This window comes from Acidobacteriota bacterium (genome assembly GCA_040752675.1).
In the GTDB taxonomy this organism is placed as follows: domain Bacteria; phylum Acidobacteriota; class Polarisedimenticolia; order JBFMGF01; family JBFMGF01; genus JBFMGF01.
On the sequence record JBFMGF010000036.1, the window covers coordinates 1 to 16,254 of the forward strand.

At 50.5% G+C, this 16,254-nt stretch carries 15 protein-coding genes and 2 tRNA genes; 5 read left to right on the plus strand and 12 right to left on the minus strand.

The genetic code is table 11. The features are described 5' to 3' along the window. Both AB1756_03930 and AB1756_03935 read right to left on the minus strand, forming a co-directional pair. Nucleotides 1-817 (minus strand): M23 family metallopeptidase (locus AB1756_03930; GenBank protein ID MEW5806488.1); only part of this gene is annotated, 817 nt, incomplete at its 3' end. Further along, nucleotides 744-1,079 (minus strand): hypothetical protein, encoded by a 336-nt coding sequence (locus AB1756_03935; protein ID MEW5806489.1) that lies wholly within the window; start codon nt 1,077-1,079, stop codon nt 744-746. The genes AB1756_03930 and AB1756_03935, both read right to left, overlap by 74 nt. Nucleotides 1,080-1,325: 246 nt before the next feature. Between AB1756_03935 and AB1756_03940 the strand changes: the two genes are divergently transcribed. Both AB1756_03940 and AB1756_03945 read left to right on the plus strand, forming a co-directional pair. Further along, the gene (locus AB1756_03940; protein ID MEW5806490.1) at nt 1,326-2,258 is read left to right on the plus strand and encodes a hypothetical protein; all 933 of its coding nucleotides are present in this window, start codon (nt 1,326-1,328) and stop codon (nt 2,256-2,258) included. Between the two features lie 228 nt (nt 2,259-2,486). Next, entirely contained in the window at nt 2,487-3,173 is a 687-nt protein-coding gene (locus tag AB1756_03945) for an outer membrane beta-barrel protein (GenBank protein ID MEW5806491.1), read from the plus strand. Between the two features lie 45 nt (nt 3,174-3,218). Here AB1756_03945 and AB1756_03950 read toward each other — a convergent pair whose 3' ends face one another. From AB1756_03950 to murA, 7 genes are all read right to left on the minus strand, one after another. Further along, complete coding sequence (locus AB1756_03950; GenBank protein MEW5806492.1) at nt 3,219-3,494, minus strand: HU family DNA-binding protein; 276 nt, start codon at nt 3,492-3,494, stop codon at nt 3,219-3,221. Nucleotides 3,495-3,544: 50 nt separating this feature from the next. Further along, nucleotides 3,545-4,060, minus strand: a complete 516-nt coding sequence (locus AB1756_03955; protein ID MEW5806493.1) for a shikimate kinase — start codon at nt 4,058-4,060, stop codon at nt 3,545-3,547. 90 nt (nt 4,061-4,150) lie between these two features. Further along, a complete protein-coding gene (locus AB1756_03960) occupies nt 4,151-7,063 on the minus strand; it encodes a DEAD/DEAH box helicase (protein MEW5806494.1) in 2,913 nt (970 codons plus the stop codon). A gap of 116 nt (nt 7,064-7,179) precedes the next feature. Beyond that, nucleotides 7,180-8,037: a 3-hydroxybutyryl-CoA dehydrogenase gene (locus tag AB1756_03965; protein ID MEW5806495.1), complete on the minus strand. Its 858-nt coding sequence runs from the start codon at nt 8,035-8,037 to the stop codon at nt 7,180-7,182. A 34-nt stretch (nt 8,038-8,071) separates the two neighbouring features. Then, on the minus strand, nt 8,072-9,253 hold the full coding sequence (locus AB1756_03970) for an acetyl-CoA C-acetyltransferase (protein ID MEW5806496.1): 1,182 nt from the start codon (nt 9,251-9,253) through the stop codon (nt 8,072-8,074). A 143-nt stretch (nt 9,254-9,396) separates the two neighbouring features. After that, a complete protein-coding gene (locus AB1756_03975; protein ID MEW5806497.1) occupies nt 9,397-9,741 on the minus strand; it encodes a histidine triad nucleotide-binding protein in 345 nt (114 codons plus the stop codon). 60 nt (nt 9,742-9,801) lie between these two features. Next, nucleotides 9,802-11,055, minus strand: coding sequence for a UDP-N-acetylglucosamine 1-carboxyvinyltransferase (murA, locus tag AB1756_03980; protein MEW5806498.1), 1,254 nt, complete (start codon nt 11,053-11,055; stop codon nt 9,802-9,804). Nucleotides 11,056-11,222: 167 nt separating this feature from the next. On the opposite strand from murA, the gene AB1756_03985 reads away from it, so the two are divergent. Next, on the plus strand, nt 11,223-11,492 hold the full coding sequence (locus AB1756_03985; protein MEW5806499.1) for an FmdB family zinc ribbon protein: 270 nt from the start codon (nt 11,223-11,225) through the stop codon (nt 11,490-11,492). A 7-nt stretch (nt 11,493-11,499) separates the two neighbouring features. Here AB1756_03985 and galU read toward each other — a convergent pair whose 3' ends face one another. Then, nucleotides 11,500-12,369 carry a UTP--glucose-1-phosphate uridylyltransferase GalU gene (gene galU / locus AB1756_03990; GenBank protein MEW5806500.1) on the minus strand — a complete coding sequence of 290 codons (870 nt, stop codon included), beginning with the start codon at nt 12,367-12,369 and terminating at the stop codon, nt 11,500-11,502. A 178-nt stretch (nt 12,370-12,547) separates the two neighbouring features. Here galU and serS point away from each other — a divergent pair, with 178 nt between their 5' ends. Both serS and AB1756_04000 read left to right on the plus strand, forming a co-directional pair. Next, on the plus strand, nt 12,548-13,828 hold the full coding sequence (serS, locus tag AB1756_03995) for a serine--tRNA ligase (protein MEW5806501.1): 1,281 nt from the start codon (nt 12,548-12,550) through the stop codon (nt 13,826-13,828). Nucleotides 13,829-13,897: 69 nt separating this feature from the next. Next, nucleotides 13,898-13,986: transfer RNA gene (locus tag AB1756_04000), tRNA-Ser, on the plus strand. Nucleotides 13,987-14,068: 82 nt separating this feature from the next. Here AB1756_04000 and AB1756_04005 read toward each other — a convergent pair. Then, nucleotides 14,069-15,700: an aminotransferase class V-fold PLP-dependent enzyme gene (locus AB1756_04005; protein ID MEW5806502.1), complete on the minus strand. Its 1,632-nt coding sequence runs from the start codon at nt 15,698-15,700 to the stop codon at nt 14,069-14,071. A 145-nt stretch (nt 15,701-15,845) separates the two neighbouring features. Continuing rightward, nucleotides 15,846-15,937 (minus strand) — tRNA-Ser (locus AB1756_04010). Nucleotides 15,938-16,254: the final 317 nt, after the last annotated feature.

Below are 16,254 nucleotides of genomic sequence, written 5' to 3' on the forward strand. Positions count from 1 at the left end.
TGTTACCGCACTTTCCTATGATATCCCCCGCTTTCACCTCATCCCCTTCCTTAACCTGTATCGAGCCGTTCATCATATGTCCCAGCAGGGAATATTCACCGTTCCCATGATCGATGATGACGAAGTTTCCAAAGAGCCAGAGCGGATTCTCAACCTCATAGGATAGGCTCTTTCTCGGGTAACTCTGCTCTCCCTCGTTGTCAGCGATGTCATTCTTGACCCTGACGATTTTTCCGGAAGCGGGAGAGCTGACGTCTCTACCAAAAGAATAGACATCCCTGTTCCTTCTGTATATGTGATAATCTTTCGTGGCAATGCTTCCATTCTCGCCGATGGCTGCAAAATCCCAGGAGAAGTCTCCCCCGTACCCAGAGATTCTGTGATTGCTGTTGCACTGGTGACCCTGCGTCACCTTCCAGGAACCCCTAAATGGAAGACGCAGAACGGTCTTCTGAAGATATCGCGATACCGGAATCTCAAGAACCTGAGTCGTTCGCAGCTTCTTTCCGGATCGAAGATGAAAGAGAAGCTCAACCCTGTCCAGTTGACCGAAGCTCGGGCTCGTCAGGCAGATCCCGGTCCATCGGACACTGGAACCAGGGAGAATCTTTCTCTCCCTTTTGATGGAAGCCCGCCGGAAGAAGGTATCCGTTTGCTCCTGTTCCAGGATGATCTTTTCTTTTTTCTTGAACTTTATGATGAGTCTGTCGATGTACAGGCCCATCGCCGTTCGGTTTTCCATACTAACGTGAAGAAGGATCGATTCCCCTTCGTCGGATGAGCCGATTATGAAAACCCTCTTCGGCTCGAAGCTCATCCTGAGCGGATTGTCTCCGATCGAAGCATGAAAAGACGGCGATGATGAAGGAGATGGAGAAAATCGTCTGGCAGTTAGGGGCGAGTGATCTGTCGAAGTTGCGCAACAGGCAGAGAAAAAGAAGAAAAAGAAACAGAAGGAGATGATGTTGATGATGTTTTTCTTGATGACCGGTGACGAGATGAAGTGAGTCAGTAAGAGGAACAAGGATTTCAACTGCATTGCGAGCATGGCTGTTGTATCTCTTCAACTCGTTTTTCATTGTATCATTTCATCATTCTATAACAAACCTGCGCCTTAAAAGCTGTTACACAGGTAAGCCTCATCCATGTACCTCATTCTTCACAAAATTATTGAAAATTTCGGTTGCTTTTTAGCCACGGCTATGATATGTGTAATGCAATTTATGAAGGGAGGTGAACCGATAAAATAATTATTGACAAGGAATGTTGACAGATAAAATGAGGTTTTAAAGAGAGTTAGAACAAAATAAGGAGAAGGAGAAAAAATGAAGAAATTGTTAGTCTTGGTTGCATGTTTGATTGCAGGAAGTTTTGTTTTAGCTTCGGAAGTCGGTAACAACCCGGAAGGGGAGGGGTTCAAATTCAGCTTTGACTTTGGATTTGATCACTCCAGCAGAGAAGTTGAGCTCGATGAAAAAGCCCTGATCTATTATGACGACTCTGATTATGGCGATGGTTATGGCTACATCTACAAATATTGGCTCGTCAGTTTCGATGGTGAAGAAACTCTGGACAAGCTCTTCCTCAACCTTAATTTTGGATTTGGCAGATACGCTTTCTACATCAAAGGTGGAATGGCGAGAATGAAATCAGAACTGTTCGACCTCCTGTTGTACTACCAATATGAATATTACTTTGCCGGCTCGCTGGAAGATTGGTATCAATACGATGAGAGTGGATACTGGTTAAGCAAGAAGGGCAAGGGAGATTGGAGCCCCTTCTACGGCGCCGGTTTCAAGGCAACCTTCTTCGAATCCGGGGATTTCAGGGTTGGAATGGATGCCCAGTACAACATCTATGACCTGGACAGCGACGTCGTCTTGTATCAGGACAGTTATACCGATATGGGCGGGCTCTATGATGAGCTTTTTCAAATAGCACTGGATAAGACGAAGACGACGGAATACCATGTAGCCCTTGTCTTGAGCAAGAAGATGGAGCATGTTTCTCCTTATGGAGGTTTCAAGCTTTCAGGATACAGCACCGACTATGAGGGGCATTACCTCGAATATGATTACTATGACGGCGTCCTTGATTACTGGTATTACTTCCCATGGGAATTTACGACGAAACCTCAGGACATTTACGGCTTCTTCTTCGGAGTCGACTGCACTCTTACGGCCAATGTCCACCTCAACAGCGAGCTCCGGGTCGGCGATGAGACTGCCATGACGACATTCTTTTCCTTCAAGTTTTAAAATCCCTCTTCCGGTGAATGTAAAGGCCAGGCTCTAAGCCTGGCCTTTTTTTACCAATCCTTCTCATCTTGTTGAACTGGACTCATCTTCTCCTTCACTGGATTCTTGAGCCGACGGACATTCTTTTTCTGTTTCCGCGCTGCAAAACGACAGCCAAAAATGATAAATACTCTTGATTTTGCCCTTTTTTTTTCCTATTATGAAAAATCTATTTCAAAGGTACTTATTATGAACATGAAAAAATCTGTCACAGTCCTTTTCCTGCTCTTCCTGTTTTCCCTTTCTCTCTCCTTAGCCCAGCACAAAGAAAAAAGTGTGGAGATGACCCCGCTCCTCACCTGGGAGATGTTCGATTCGGAAACGGGCGTGGATGATACCCCCCTCCTGGGATTAAAGCTCGGTTTCAATTTCTCAAAACATCTCGAGGGAGAATTTGTCTACTCCCTGGGAACGATAAACAGCGACTCCTTCCAGATCATTAACGAAGATGTACGTTATCTGGATGCGGATGAAGACGATGATATCGCACACTGGTCGGCTAATTTCGTCTTCAACTTCAAACCTATCAAAGAGAAGTTCATTCCTTACGCGGAAGGTGGGATGGGAAGACTCCGGATCAAGAGAACATACAATGTCTGGTCCGACAATCCCGGAACAGGGGCTACGGAATATGTTGGGAGGTGGATCGACAGCCAGTCTTCCCCCAGTTACCTGTTCGGCGGCGGATTCCGTTACTATTTCAAGAAGAGATTTGCTTTCCGCTTAGAAGTCGCTGGTGTTCAATATCATCATGATGTAACGGGCCTGACCTTTGATGGCAGCAATGACGAATATTACTTCACGACGACGGACAGCAACCTGTTCAACATCAAGACATCCCTGGGTTTCTCCATCCTATTCGGCGGGAAGGAATGAACGAGCACATCAAGAAGCCATCAAATGAAAATGGAGATGAATCGCTTACTTTTTAATGAGGTCTTTGAGAGCCTTTGCCACGGAGAACTTCACGACCGTTTTTGCCGGAATCTGGATCGCCTCGCCCGTCGCCGGATTTCTTCCCATTCTTGCCTTTCTCTTCACGACTTTGAATTTTCCCAGCCCGGTGAGAGGAACCTCGTCTCCCTTCTTTATCGATTTTTCAACAACCTTCGTGAGCGCTTCGAGAAACAGCTTGGTGTTCTTCTTCTCAAGCTTTGCTTCCGAAGCAAGTTTTTCTACCAGTTCACTCTTTGTCATATTCTATCCTCCTGATTTTTTATAATATTATCAAAGGCAAGACAGCAAATTCAATCATTAAAATCTTGTTTTGAAATTTTTAAAATCTTATCGACGATGCTCTCAACGGTCATCCCTCTCGTGTCGATCCGGTAATCGGCAAGTATGTATCTTCCCTTCCTGCTCTCGAGCATCTGCCTGAACTCCGCATCATCGGTGAAGAGTGGCCGCACTGGGCCATCTTTCATCCTTTCGAGGATATCTTCAAAGGGAGCATCGAGCCAGATGGAGATTCCCGTTTCCTTGATGAACTTCCTGTGCTGAGCTCCAAGGAAGAGTCCTCCGCCCGTGGCTACTACTGCATTTGTGATCCCGGCCAGCGAGAGAAGCGCTTCCCATTCCCTCTCGCGAAAATACCCCTCGCCTGATTCCTGGAAGACCTTCTCGATGCTTCTTCTCTCCTTTGCCTCAACCATCTCATCGGTGTCATGAAAAGTGTAGCCGAGTCTATTGGCGAGAGTTCTCCCTACCGCGCTCTTCCCACACCCCATGAATCCAACAAGGAATATGACATCCTTCTTCATCATGATCTTGCTTTCCAATTCATCCACGAATTATTTGCCGTTCCAGCGTCGAAGGATATTTCTTAAGGATGGCGAATTCGATTGCAAAAACGGTCACCAGGTAATGTTGAGTTTGGCCAGACGGTTCTCGTAATCCCTGTAAAGGAGATATCCTTTTTCCCTTCCAAACTCAAACAGCCTCTTCGTGATCTCGACGTCCTTCCTGCAGTACTCCTCGATGAGATCCAGCTTTCCCTCCTTGAACCATTGCAGGCTCTGAAAACCATCGGCGCTTTTCGGTTCCCCGAGGGTAGCCTCGGCGAGGTGCCCCAGCCCCAGGCGGAATCCCAGTTTCCTGTAAATCTCAGCAAGCATGTCCAGGGTCTTGATCTTCGAGAGGTTCTCGTTCGTGTAGCCTCTAAGGACCTCGACGTCGAAGCGATCTATGTTGAAGCCGATGACCAGATCTGCCATCAGAAGATCTGAGATGAGTCTATCCACATCCTTCTCAAAGTAGGTCCTGTACTCGTTATCCTGGACGTCGTAAATGACGGCCAGGGCCACTCGCATGGCGGAGACGTTCCTCCAGCCACCGACTTCCTCGGCACTCTTCTGCGTCTCCACGTCGAAAAAGAGGACCCTCTCATCTCCCCATATCCTTTTCTTAAACCCTCCGGAGGAACTGGACCCCTTTATCTCCCCGGATTCTTTTCTCTTTCCTCCTGAGGCATCTTCAGCCAGACTTCTCTTGAAAAGCTTTTCTCTCATGGTCACCTTCTTTTCTTCGAGATCGACCTTCCCGGTTATGTAGCCAATTAAAAAGATTGCCGCCAATTTATCAAGAGGCTTGTTTCCGGAGCCGCATTTGGGAGAGTGAATGCACGAGGGGCATCCGTCATCGCAATCGCAGGAGCTGACGAGCGAGTAAGTCCTCTCGAGCAAAAGGTCTATATCCTGGAACCCCTTTGCTGCCAGTCCGATCCCTCCCGGATAGCCATCATAGATGAAGATGGCCGGCTTGCCGAGCTGCGGGTTGAGAGTGTAGCTGATGCCACCGATGTCATCGCGATCGCATATGGCAAGGAGTGGGAAAAGAGATATGGATGCATGCTCCATTGCATGGAGCCCTCCCATGAAATGCATCCCACGCGATACGGCCTGAAGGTTGAGTTCATCGGGAAGCTCCATCCATAGACCCATCGTCTCAAAGGAGAGCGGTGGAAGCGCGAGTGGATGCGTCGAGACGACCTCCTGACCGAAGATCCTCTTTTTCACGTACTCCCTGATGAACTCAGTCACCCTCAACCGCCCGAATCCGACACCGTACTTTCCCTTATTCATCCTCCCGAGCATCTCGAGGATCTCGGTCTCCTTGTCTGAGTAAACCTGAGTGTAGTAATCGACATCGACCGGTTTCGCCTCAATCTTTTTTGCTTCCATGTCGAGAGAGGTCACCTTGTACTGGACACCATGGTGGAGGTAAATTGCCCCCTTGTGGCACTCATGTAAAGCCCTGACGCCGTCGATCGTCCCTATCTCTTTCCCGGTATCGGCTCCGAATATCCTGTAGCCCTCGCCTATAGATCTAAGGCTCATATCCCGCTGCGGATTCTTCTTCAGTGAGAACCATCGATCCCCCTCGGCTCCCTCGACGAGTCTCCCATCGCGGACGAGTTCACCTATGATTTCGGTGGATGCCTTCCCGTATTCTTCACTATCCAGTCTCCTCAACGGTATCTCCGCGCCAGCGCAGACAAGATGTCCTAACATGATAAACCTGTTCTCGGGATCCAAGACGGCCTTTTCGAAACTTCTTCCGAAGAACTTTTCCGGGTTCCTGATGAAATACTGATCGAGGGCATCGGGAAGCGCCACAAGGATGACGAGCGATTCCCTGTCAGAGCGCCCCACCCGTCCAATCCTCTGCCAGGAGGAGGTGATGCTTCCGGGATACCCTACCAGGATGCAGACATCGAGCCCGCCAACATCTATCCCGTGCTCGAGGGCACTCGTCGAGATGACCCCCATCAAATCTCCGCTGAAGAGCTTCGCTTCTATCTCTCTTCTCTCCTCGGGAAGATAACCCGCCCTGTAAGAGCTGATTTTCTTTTTCAATTCCGGCGCTCCGGTGATCAACCAGGAATGTATCAGCTCGGTGATCTTCCTCGCCTTCGTGAATGCGATGCTCTTGAACCCCGCCTTTACGGAGAGCTCAAAGAGATGGGCGGCGATGGTGTAAGGGCTGACATCAGGATTGATGAAGAGGAAATGCTTTCCGGCGGAAGGAGCGCCGTTCTCGCTGATGACATGAAAAGGAATTCCGGTTAAAGAGAAGGCAAACTCTTCCGGATTGGCGATGGTCGCCGACGAAACGATGAAGCGTGGCTCCACTCCATAATGCCTGCAGATACGCTTGAGTCGCCTGATCACATGGTGGAGATGGGTCCCGAAGATCCCCCTGTAGACATGGAGCTCGTCGATGATTACCACTTTCAGATTCTCGAAGAAGCTCTGCCAGTCTCCGTGATAGGCGAGAATTCCCATGTGGAGCATGTCTGGATTCGTGATGAGAATGCTCGGCGGGTTCGCCTTGATCTTCTTCCTCTTGTAAGCTGTCGTATCGCCGTCGTATATCTCTGCAGCCAATCCATCGAGGGAGCAAGCAAGAACTCTGATGTTTTTCAACTGATCCTGCTCCAGGGCTTTGTAGGGAAAGATGTATAGCGCCCGCGCTTCCGCGTCGTTCAGGAAAGCCTCAAAGGTCGGGACGTAGTAGGTCAGGCTCTTCCCGCTTGCCGTGGGCGTCACGACCATGATGTTCTTCCCTTCCCGGAAAGCGTCGATGGCCTTCGTCTGGTGTAGATAAAGCCTCTCTATCCTGTTCTTCTTGAGGGCAAGAGAGATTTCTTCTGGAAGAGGGGCGCTCACCTCGGAAAAGACGGCATTCCGTGGTTGCTGGAATCCCCGGTATTTGACGAGCTTACCAAGGCTCTTCGAGGCAAGGATCTTATCAATCAACTCTCTCATAGGAAACTCAGCGGATATTATACTCCATGACCATCTGGAAAGTTTTTCATATGGAGCAGAGTTTCCTTAGCGACCCATCGATACGGCTCGAGTTGGTCGCACGAACTGGGGTGGAATCAGACCTGCTGATAGTTGTAAAAGCCGCGACCGCTCTTCCTGCCGAGGAAGCCGGCATCAACATATTTCTTCAGAAGCGGGCAGGGACGATACTTGCTGTCACCCAGCCCCTCATATAGGACTTCCAGGATGTTGAGGCAGATATCCAGACCGATGAAATCGGCAAGAGTGAGGGGACCCATAGGATGGTTCATCCCGAGCTTCATCACCGTATCGATGGCCTCGATATTTCCAACTCCTTCCATCAGGCAATAAACGGCTTCATTGATCATCGGCATGAGAATCCTGTTTGCGACGAACCCGGGGTAATCGCTAACCTCAACCGGAGTCTTTCCAAGCTTCTCTGAGAGGCTCTTCGTCACCCGATGGGTCTCATCAGAAGTGGCAAGGCCGCGGATGACCTCTACGAGCTGCATGACGGGTACTGGATTCATGAAGTGCATCCCTATGACCTTGTCCGCTCTCTTCGTTACGGCAGCTATCTTCGTGATGGATATGGAAGAAGTGTTGGTAGCCAGAATCACATCGGGTCTGCAGAGTTTATCGAGCTCTTTGAATATCTCCTCCTTTATTGCAAGGTTTTCGAAGACCGCTTCCACGACGAAATCGCAATCCTTGATTTTCGCAAGGTCCGTCGTGACCGTGATCCGCGAGAGAATATCTTTCTTCTGATCCTCCGTCATCTTACCCTTCTCGACCCCTCTCTGAAGATTCTTATCGATGGTCTTCAGCCCCTTTGCGACGAGATCATCCGTCAGATCCCTCATGATGACTCTGTAACCTGACTGAGCAGCCACGTGGGCGATTCCGTTGCCCATCGTGCCGGCTCCTACGACTCCTATCGTCTTAATGTCCATAATCGCCTCCCATTGAATATCTCAGGTTAATATTTCAGATTCGCTGAACGGCCATGGCGACGGCATTTCCACCGCCGAGACAGAGAGCGGCGATGCCCTTCTTTACTCCTCTGTCGTCCATCGCGTAGAGAAGTGTTGTAAGGATCCTTGCGCCACTCGCACCTATCGGATGGCCTAGAGCAACCGCGCCTCCATGGACGTTGTGCTTCTCCGGGTTGATCCCCGTCTCTTTCAGGATGGCGACCTGCTGGACCGAGAATGCCTCGTTGAACTCATACAGGTCCACTTCGTCTTTATCCCAGCCTGCCTGAGCGAGAGCTTTCTGTACCGCCTTGATGGGCGCGATCATGACGAGTTTTGGCTCCATACCACTCACGGCATAGGCGATGATTTCAGCGAGTGGCTTCTTCCCCAGCCTCTCGGCATTCTCCAGCGATGTGACAACAACGGCAGAAGCTCCATCATTCACAGGCGGCGCGTTCCCCGCTGTTACGGTCCCGTCCTTCTTGAAGACAGGTTTAAGCTTTGAGAGAGCTTCGATCGTTGTATCCTTCCTCGGACATTCATCGGTATCAAAGAGGATAGGATCCCCTTTCTTCTGAGGGATGGAAACAGGGATGATTTCCTTCTTGAATTTGCCCGCTTCGATGGCAGCGATCGCCTTCCTGTGGCTGTTGTATGCATACTCATCCTGCTGCTGTTTCGTCACATTAAACATCTCAGCCACGACCTCCCCGGTGTTCCCCATGTGGAAGTTCTCATAGGCATCCCAGAGCCCATCGTGGATCATCGAATCGATGATCTGTCCATGCCCCATCCTGTACCCGTCCCTTGCGTTGAAGAGAAGGTAGGGGGCCTTTGACATCGATTCCATCCCTCCTGCCACGATGAAATCGGCATCGCCGCATTTTATAGCCTGGGCAGCCAGAACTACCGCCTTGAGTCCCGAGCCGCAGACCTTGTTGATTGTCAGGGCACCGACGCTGTTCGGGATTCCAGCCGCAAGCGCAGCCTGTCTGGCGGGATTCTGGCCAAGTCCGGCACCGACGACATTTCCCATGACGACTTCATCCACCCGCTCCGGAGAGATCTCCGCGCGGTTGACCGCTTCCCTGATGACCAACGCACCAAGCTCCGTAGCCTTGAGATCCCTCAGCGTTCCTTGGAATCTTCCGATGGGCGTTCTTACAGCGCTCAAGATAACGGTTCTTCTCATATCTTCCTCCAGCAATAAAGATGTTTGAGGCTTATCGGCTGATTTCAGTCACAGCGAAATTTATTAGTCAATTATTATATCAGCAGGATTTTTATAAACAAGAGAAAAATTGCACAAATAGAGGAGGTCTTCAAGTCCGACCATTAGCCGGGAGGCCAGCCAAAATTCCTTCCGCCAAGGAGGTGGAGATGAACGTGGAAGACCGATTGACCCGCGCTTTCCAGGCAGTTCATCACTATTCTGTACCCGCTTCTGTTCAATCCTTTCAGAGCTGCGATCTCTGAAGCCTTTAAGATGAGATGTCCTATGAGTTCCCGGTCCCCTTCGCCGATGTCGTTCAACGTTTCGATGTGCTTCCTGGGTATCAGAAGAGTGTGAGTCGGTGCCTGAGGGTTTATATCCTCAAAAGCCACGACATTATCATCTTCATAGATGATTCTGGATTGAATCTCCTTTGCCGCTATCTTACAAAATATGCAACCGGCCATATTCGGTTCCTCCTTAAACTGGTAGTATTCTTCATTATAAATTCGGGATAGGATACCCTGTCATTTCACTCGCTCTACGGAAGCCCCAAGTCCCCGGAGCTTCTCGTCAATTCTCTCGTAGCCGCGGTGCAGGTGGTAGATTCGATCGATGACAGTCTCCCCTTCCGCAATGAGACCGGCAAGGACAAGCGAAGCACTGGCCCGCAGATCGGTCGCCATGACCTGCGCCCCCTTGAGCGGGGTCTTTCCCTTCACTATGGCGCTGTGCCCGTCAATGGCGATGTCGGCACCCATTCTGAGAAGCTCCCCCACATGCATGAACCGCCGTTCGAAGATCGTCTCGGTGATGATGGATTCCCCTTCTGCCTGCGTCATCAGCGTCATGTACTGAGCCTGCATATCCGTGGGGAAACCAGGATAGGTGGAAGTTCTCAAGTCTTTCGCCCTGATCTCATCCTTTTGGCTCACGACGACGAAGTTTTCACCGCTCTCGACTTCGATCCCGTTCTCCTCGAGCTTTTCGAGAAGCGCCATGAGATGAGAGGGGTTGCATCTGTCTATCTTTATCCTGTCGCCTGCCAGGACTCCTGCCATGATGTAGGTTCCCGCCTCAATCCTGTCAGGGATGATCTCGTGGACGGCTCCATTCAGCCCTGTCACACCTTCGATTTCAATCACATTGCTGCCGGCCCCCGTTATCTTCGCCCCCATGGAGATGAGAAGCGTGGCGAGATCGACAACTTCTGGCTCCATGGCGCAGTTGACGAGCCGCGTTACTCCATCCGCAAGGGTCGCGGCCATCATGAGATTTTCAGTACCGGTAACTGTCCTGCGCTCGAAGGTGAACTCTGCTCCTTTCAACCTATCGCCGCTAGCTTCGATGTATCCATGCTCAATTTCGATCTTTGCACCGAGTCTCCTCAGGCCGTCGATGTGAAGATTGACCGGTCTCTCGCCGATGGCGCATCCTCCCGGCAGCGACACTCTGGCATGGCCGTTCCTCGCAAGCATGGGACCGAGTACAAGGATGGAGGCTCTCATCGTCTTCACAAGCTCGTAAGGAGCATCGCTGGATTCGATCCCGGAAATCTTTATCGAGACACCGTTTCCTTGAAAAATGGTCCTCTCTGCTCCCACGTGAAACAGGAGTTTGAGCATGGTGTGGATGTCCCAGACCGAGGGAACATTGGCCAGCTTGACTTCACGGTCGGTGAGGATACAGGCGGCAAGCGCAGGCAAAGCGGCGTTCTTCGCACCGCTGATGGAGATGGTCCCGCTCAAACGTTTCCCACCAATGATTCTTAATTTCTCCATTAAAACTCCTTACGAATACATATCAAATTATTGCATGACTGCATCGATGCTGAACCCTGATTCTCAGGAACCCGATCCGTGACTTGCGATACTGCCGTTACCTTGACAAATGAATGTTTAAATTTATAATAACACACTTACGAAAATGATAGGAGGAGCAATTTTTCATGCCTATCTACGAGTACGAATGCAGGAAATGCGGAAAGCGATTTGAAAAAATCCAGAGCTTCTCCGACAAACCCATTAATAAATGCAATGACTGCGGTGGTCCCGCCCACAGGGTTATCTCCGTCCCCGCCATCCAGTTCAAGGGAACCGGCTGGTACGTGACCGACTATGCCCGAAAGGGAAAATTATCAGAGAAAAAGGAAGAATCGGCCGAATCCAGAGAATCACCCGCCAGAGAAAAAGAATCAAAAGCCGCCGCCGGTAATTGATCCAGGCTTATTTGCGAAGTGCCAGTGAGCGGAGGTATCTCCAGAAATCTTTTGCAAGATCCTTTCTGTTCAACGCGAGCTCCACGGTCGCCTTCAGATACTCGAGCTTGTTCCCCGCATCGTATCGCCTTCCCTCGAATTCCAAGGCAATGATTCTCTCTTCTTTAAGCAGTCTTCGCAGGCCGTTCGTGAGCTGCAGTTCACCCCGCTTATCCAGCGCCGTATTCTCGAGATTCCTGAAGATGGCGGGGGTCAGAATGTATCGGCCGATGATGGCCAGAGTGGAAGGAGCCTCCGATGGAGAGGGCTTTTCCACCAGGTCTTTGATCTCATAGGCTCCATCCCCGATCTTTCCACAGTCTATGATCCCGTAATCCCTCGTCCGTTTTCTCTCAACGCGCTCCACGGCGATGACCGAGCATCCATACTTTCTATGGGTGAGGATCAACTGCTTCAAACATGGGACCTTCGACTCGATTATGTCATCGGCGAGGAGAACTGCAAATGGCTCATCACCCACGAGGTTTTTCGCGACAAGGACCGCATGGCCAAGACCCATTGGCTCTTTCTGACGGATGTATGCAACGTTGACAAGGTCGGATATGTTCCTGATCTCCTGCAGTTCCCTCATCTTCCCCTTCTCCTCCAGGAATCGCTCGAGCTCGAAGGAGACATCGAAGTGATCCTCGATGGCGTTCTTGCCCCGCCCCGTTACGATGATGATGTTTTCTATTCCTGATTTGAGAGCTTCTTCGACGCCGTACTGGATGATCGGCTTATCTATTAGAGGGAGCATCTCCTTTGGCTGCGCCTTGGTTGCAGGAAGGAATCTCGTCCCCATCCCCGCGGCAGGAAAGACGACCTTCTCGATTCTCATCCGAGCCTCCATTTTGATCGTGTCTGGATTATACATGAACCAGTTTTATTATCAAATGCCCTTTGCCCCTTCACACCACAGCCTCCGCAGCGACCAGGAAACTCTAACAGCAAAAAATTGACAGGCCTGCCTTGAGTCCATATAATGCAGCTAATTCGATTTTGATGAAAACTCTCTTATGCTGGACATCAATTTTATAAGGGAAAATGTCGAAGCGATCCAGGACAAGCTCAGGGAAAGGGGCTACGACCTTACTCTCGATGGCTTCATGCAACTCGATGGAGAGCGAAAGAGGCTCCTCCAGGAATCGGAGAAGCTCAAGCATCTGAAGAACGTTACGTCGGAAGAGATCGGGAAGCTGATCAAGCAGAAGAAGGATGTCTCGGCACTCAAGGTAAAGATGAAGCAGGTCTCTGCTGAAATCCACGAATACGAGGAAAAGCTCAAGAACGTGGAGCTCTCTCTGAGACTCCTTCAGCTCGAGATACCTAATATCCCGCACAGGACGGTTCCTGTCGGAAAGAGCGAGGAAGACAACAGGGTCGAGCGGGTCATCGGGGAAAAGCCTACCTTCGATTTCGAACCGAAGCCCCACTGGGAAATCGGCACCGATCTCAACATCCTGGATTTCGACAGAGCATCAAAGATCACAGGGGCGCGGTTCGCAATCTACAAGGAGGCTGGAGCACTCCTCGAAAGAGCTCTCATCAACTTCATGCTCGACCTCCACGTCAAGGAGCACGGATACACGGAAGTGCTTCCACCCTTCATCGTCAATGCTGATTCCCTCTTCGGGACAGCGCAGCTTCCAAAGTTCGAGAGCGATCTGTTCCGCCTGAAAGATTACGATTATTACCTCGTCCCTACCGCGGAGGTTCCGGTAACCAATTTCTACGCGGGCGAAATCCTCGAGAAGGAAATGCTTCCGATAAACTACGTTGCATATACTCCCTGTTTCCGGAGCGAGGCAGGCTCGTACGGAAAGGACGTGAGGGGTCTCATCCGTCAGCACCAGTTCAACAAGGTAGAACTCGTGAAGTTCACCGAGCCTGATTCGTCTTACGACGAACTGGAGAATTTGACTTGCAACGCCGAGGAAGTCCTGAAGCGGTTGAGTATCCCGTACCGTGTCGTCACGCTCTGCACCACCGATCTCGGATTCGCCGCCTCCAAGACATACGACATCGAAGTCTGGATCCCTTCCCAGAACATTTACAGGGAGATCTCTTCATGCTCCAACTTCGAGGACTTTCAGGCAAGACGAGCTAACATCCGGTACCGTCCGCATCCGAAAGCCAAGCCGGAATTCGTTCATACGCTCAACGGTTCAGGCCTCGCCATCGGAAGAACGGTGGTCGCCATCCTCGAGAACTTTCAGCAGAAGGATGGTTCCGTCGTCATCCCCGAAGCGCTCCGTCCCTTCATGAACGGCTTATCCGTTATCAGCAAATTAAGGTGAGCGCTAGTCGAACATCTTACCATCAATTGACTTGAAGATAAGATATGCTAAATTGCAGGATGCCGGCATGGAGGGATGGCCGAGTGGTTTAAGGCGGCGGTCTTGAAAACCGCTGAAGCTAACTGCTTCCGTGGGTTCGAATCCTACTCCCTCCGCCATTTCTTTTTAAAGAAAACAGACTTCCGAAATCTTCTATTCTTCAGAATCTGGCTGGAATCAGCAGGACGATGGGGGTCTGACTCAGGATCTCCATCGATCGGGATAGCAGAATCTAGGCAGAACATTCAAGAGCGGTTCGAGCAACTCCTTCGAGCACTCACCCATCAGGCAGATCTGGATCCAGTTCCTCTTCAGAAGATATTCGCTCATGTAGTTCAAGAGGTACCCGGACGCTGCGAGTTGATCTCCGACGTTCCTGGAAGAAACCGTCTGCGGAAGGATGATGGTGAGCACTGCGGGAGAAGAATGAGCGTCGTCAGCCAGGATCTGAAGCCCCCGCTTGCGGAGTTCAAACTTCAGCCAGTTCGAAAGATAGATGATGTGCTGGAACCGAGTCCACGTCAAGAAGCTCTCCAGCGCCGCTTTCAAAGCATACAGAAGATTCGATGAAATGGTGAAGGGGATTCCTTCGCTGGCGGCATAGAGGCCGAGGTCAAGATACCTTGGGAGCGACTTTGGAGCGGGAGGGATCTCATGATTGCAGAAGACCATGGAGAGTCCCGGGAATGCTCCCAGCGCCTTGCCGCTGACTCCCGATGCGAGATAGACTCCCCGCAGATCGACGGGAATTGTGCCAATCGAACTGATGCAATCCAGGCAGAGCTTGATTCTTCTCTCTATGCAGAGTTTCTTCAGGCTGGCCATGTCGTTGAGGATCCCGGTCGAGGTCTCACAGTGGACGACCCACATCCACTCGATGCCAGAATTCTCATCGATGATTATCCCGATCCTCTCGTAGTCGAATGGCTCTCCCCAATTGAACTGATAGGTCACGAACGGAAGCCGAAACCGCGTGGCATGGTCAATCAGCCGGCTGCCGAATTCGCCGTTGCTCGCGATGAAACCTTTCCCGGCCTGCAGGGACAACTGCGCTGCTATGATATCATTCGCCAGCGTCCCCGACCCCGTAAAGATCTCGACGTATCTGGCTCCAACAAGATCGCAGAGAAGTTTCTTCGTCCGCTGGAAGTCCTCGATGAAGACCCTTGAGCGATGAGAGACCGGCTCTTCGCTGAAGACCTGCCGCACATTCTGGCCGATAGCGACCGGTCCTGGCAGGAGGTTCACCTTCGTAGGCACCTTGCCGGGCAAGGCAAGAGTCCGTGAAAACAGTCTGGATTTCTTCCTGAATTCATTGAATGCTTCGAGGGTGAGATACATCGGCTGGAACTGTGCACCAGGCGTTCCGACAAGCGGCCCGAACGGTTCGAATCCGGCATGTTTGTACATCTTGGTTTGATTGGTGATCCCCGAGATGATGGCAAGATCGTATCCCCTGCTCAGGCAGTATTCGGCGAGGGTCTGGACAAGACCGCCCATGACACGGCTGCTGCGATAGCTCTTATCGAGAGCGAGAAGGCGAAACTCGCATATGGAACGGTTGGGCGGCAAATAGGATTCCAGATTTTCTAGTTTTTGTTCAAGGGAAAAGGGATGCCTGTCACGGACAGCGATCATTCCAACGACCGCATTTCCGTTGACTGCAATGATGTATGTATTCTCATCATGGAACCGGTCTATAAGGATCCCTTCATGATTCTGACCATGTTGTGGAATCTCTTCGACGAAGGTCTTGTAATTCAGCCGGTGAATCTGCTCGAACTCCCAATCCTCTGTGGCTATCTTGAACCTGATAGAAGGCTGTGAGTTCATTGCTCCCTCCCTTGGAAAGACTACAAGATGGAATGTCACTGGTGAGAAGATATTTGAGGAAAACAGCGGTCACGCATCTCATGCGTTTATATGCGTTAAAAATCAAATCTACTTTATATTACCCGTGTTTTATTTTCTGGTCAACTGGCGGAGAGGGGGGGATTCGAACCCCCGACACGGTGTTACCCGTGTAACTGCTTAGCAGGCAGCCCTGTTCGGCCACTCCAGCACCTCTCCGCATTTCGATTGCCAAACATAACACGATTGAGCACGTCGGTCAATATCCTGTTCCCGCCTTCTCTCTCTTTCTCCTTCCGTTCACGTAGAAGTCGATGTAGAAGAATGTCATGCCGTCCCTCTTGCGGGTTCTGGCCGTGACTGCCAATTGAGTATTCACCTCCTCTCCTTTTAGATTTTTAGAGCATTATAACCTCAAAAATGCATGAAAATGAAATTTTTCACTCTGAAACCCTTGAAAATACTGGATACCGGTTCGCAAGTCACTTGCAAATTCATAAAAATTACATCACTCGAAGTTTGTCGATCTTTTTCAG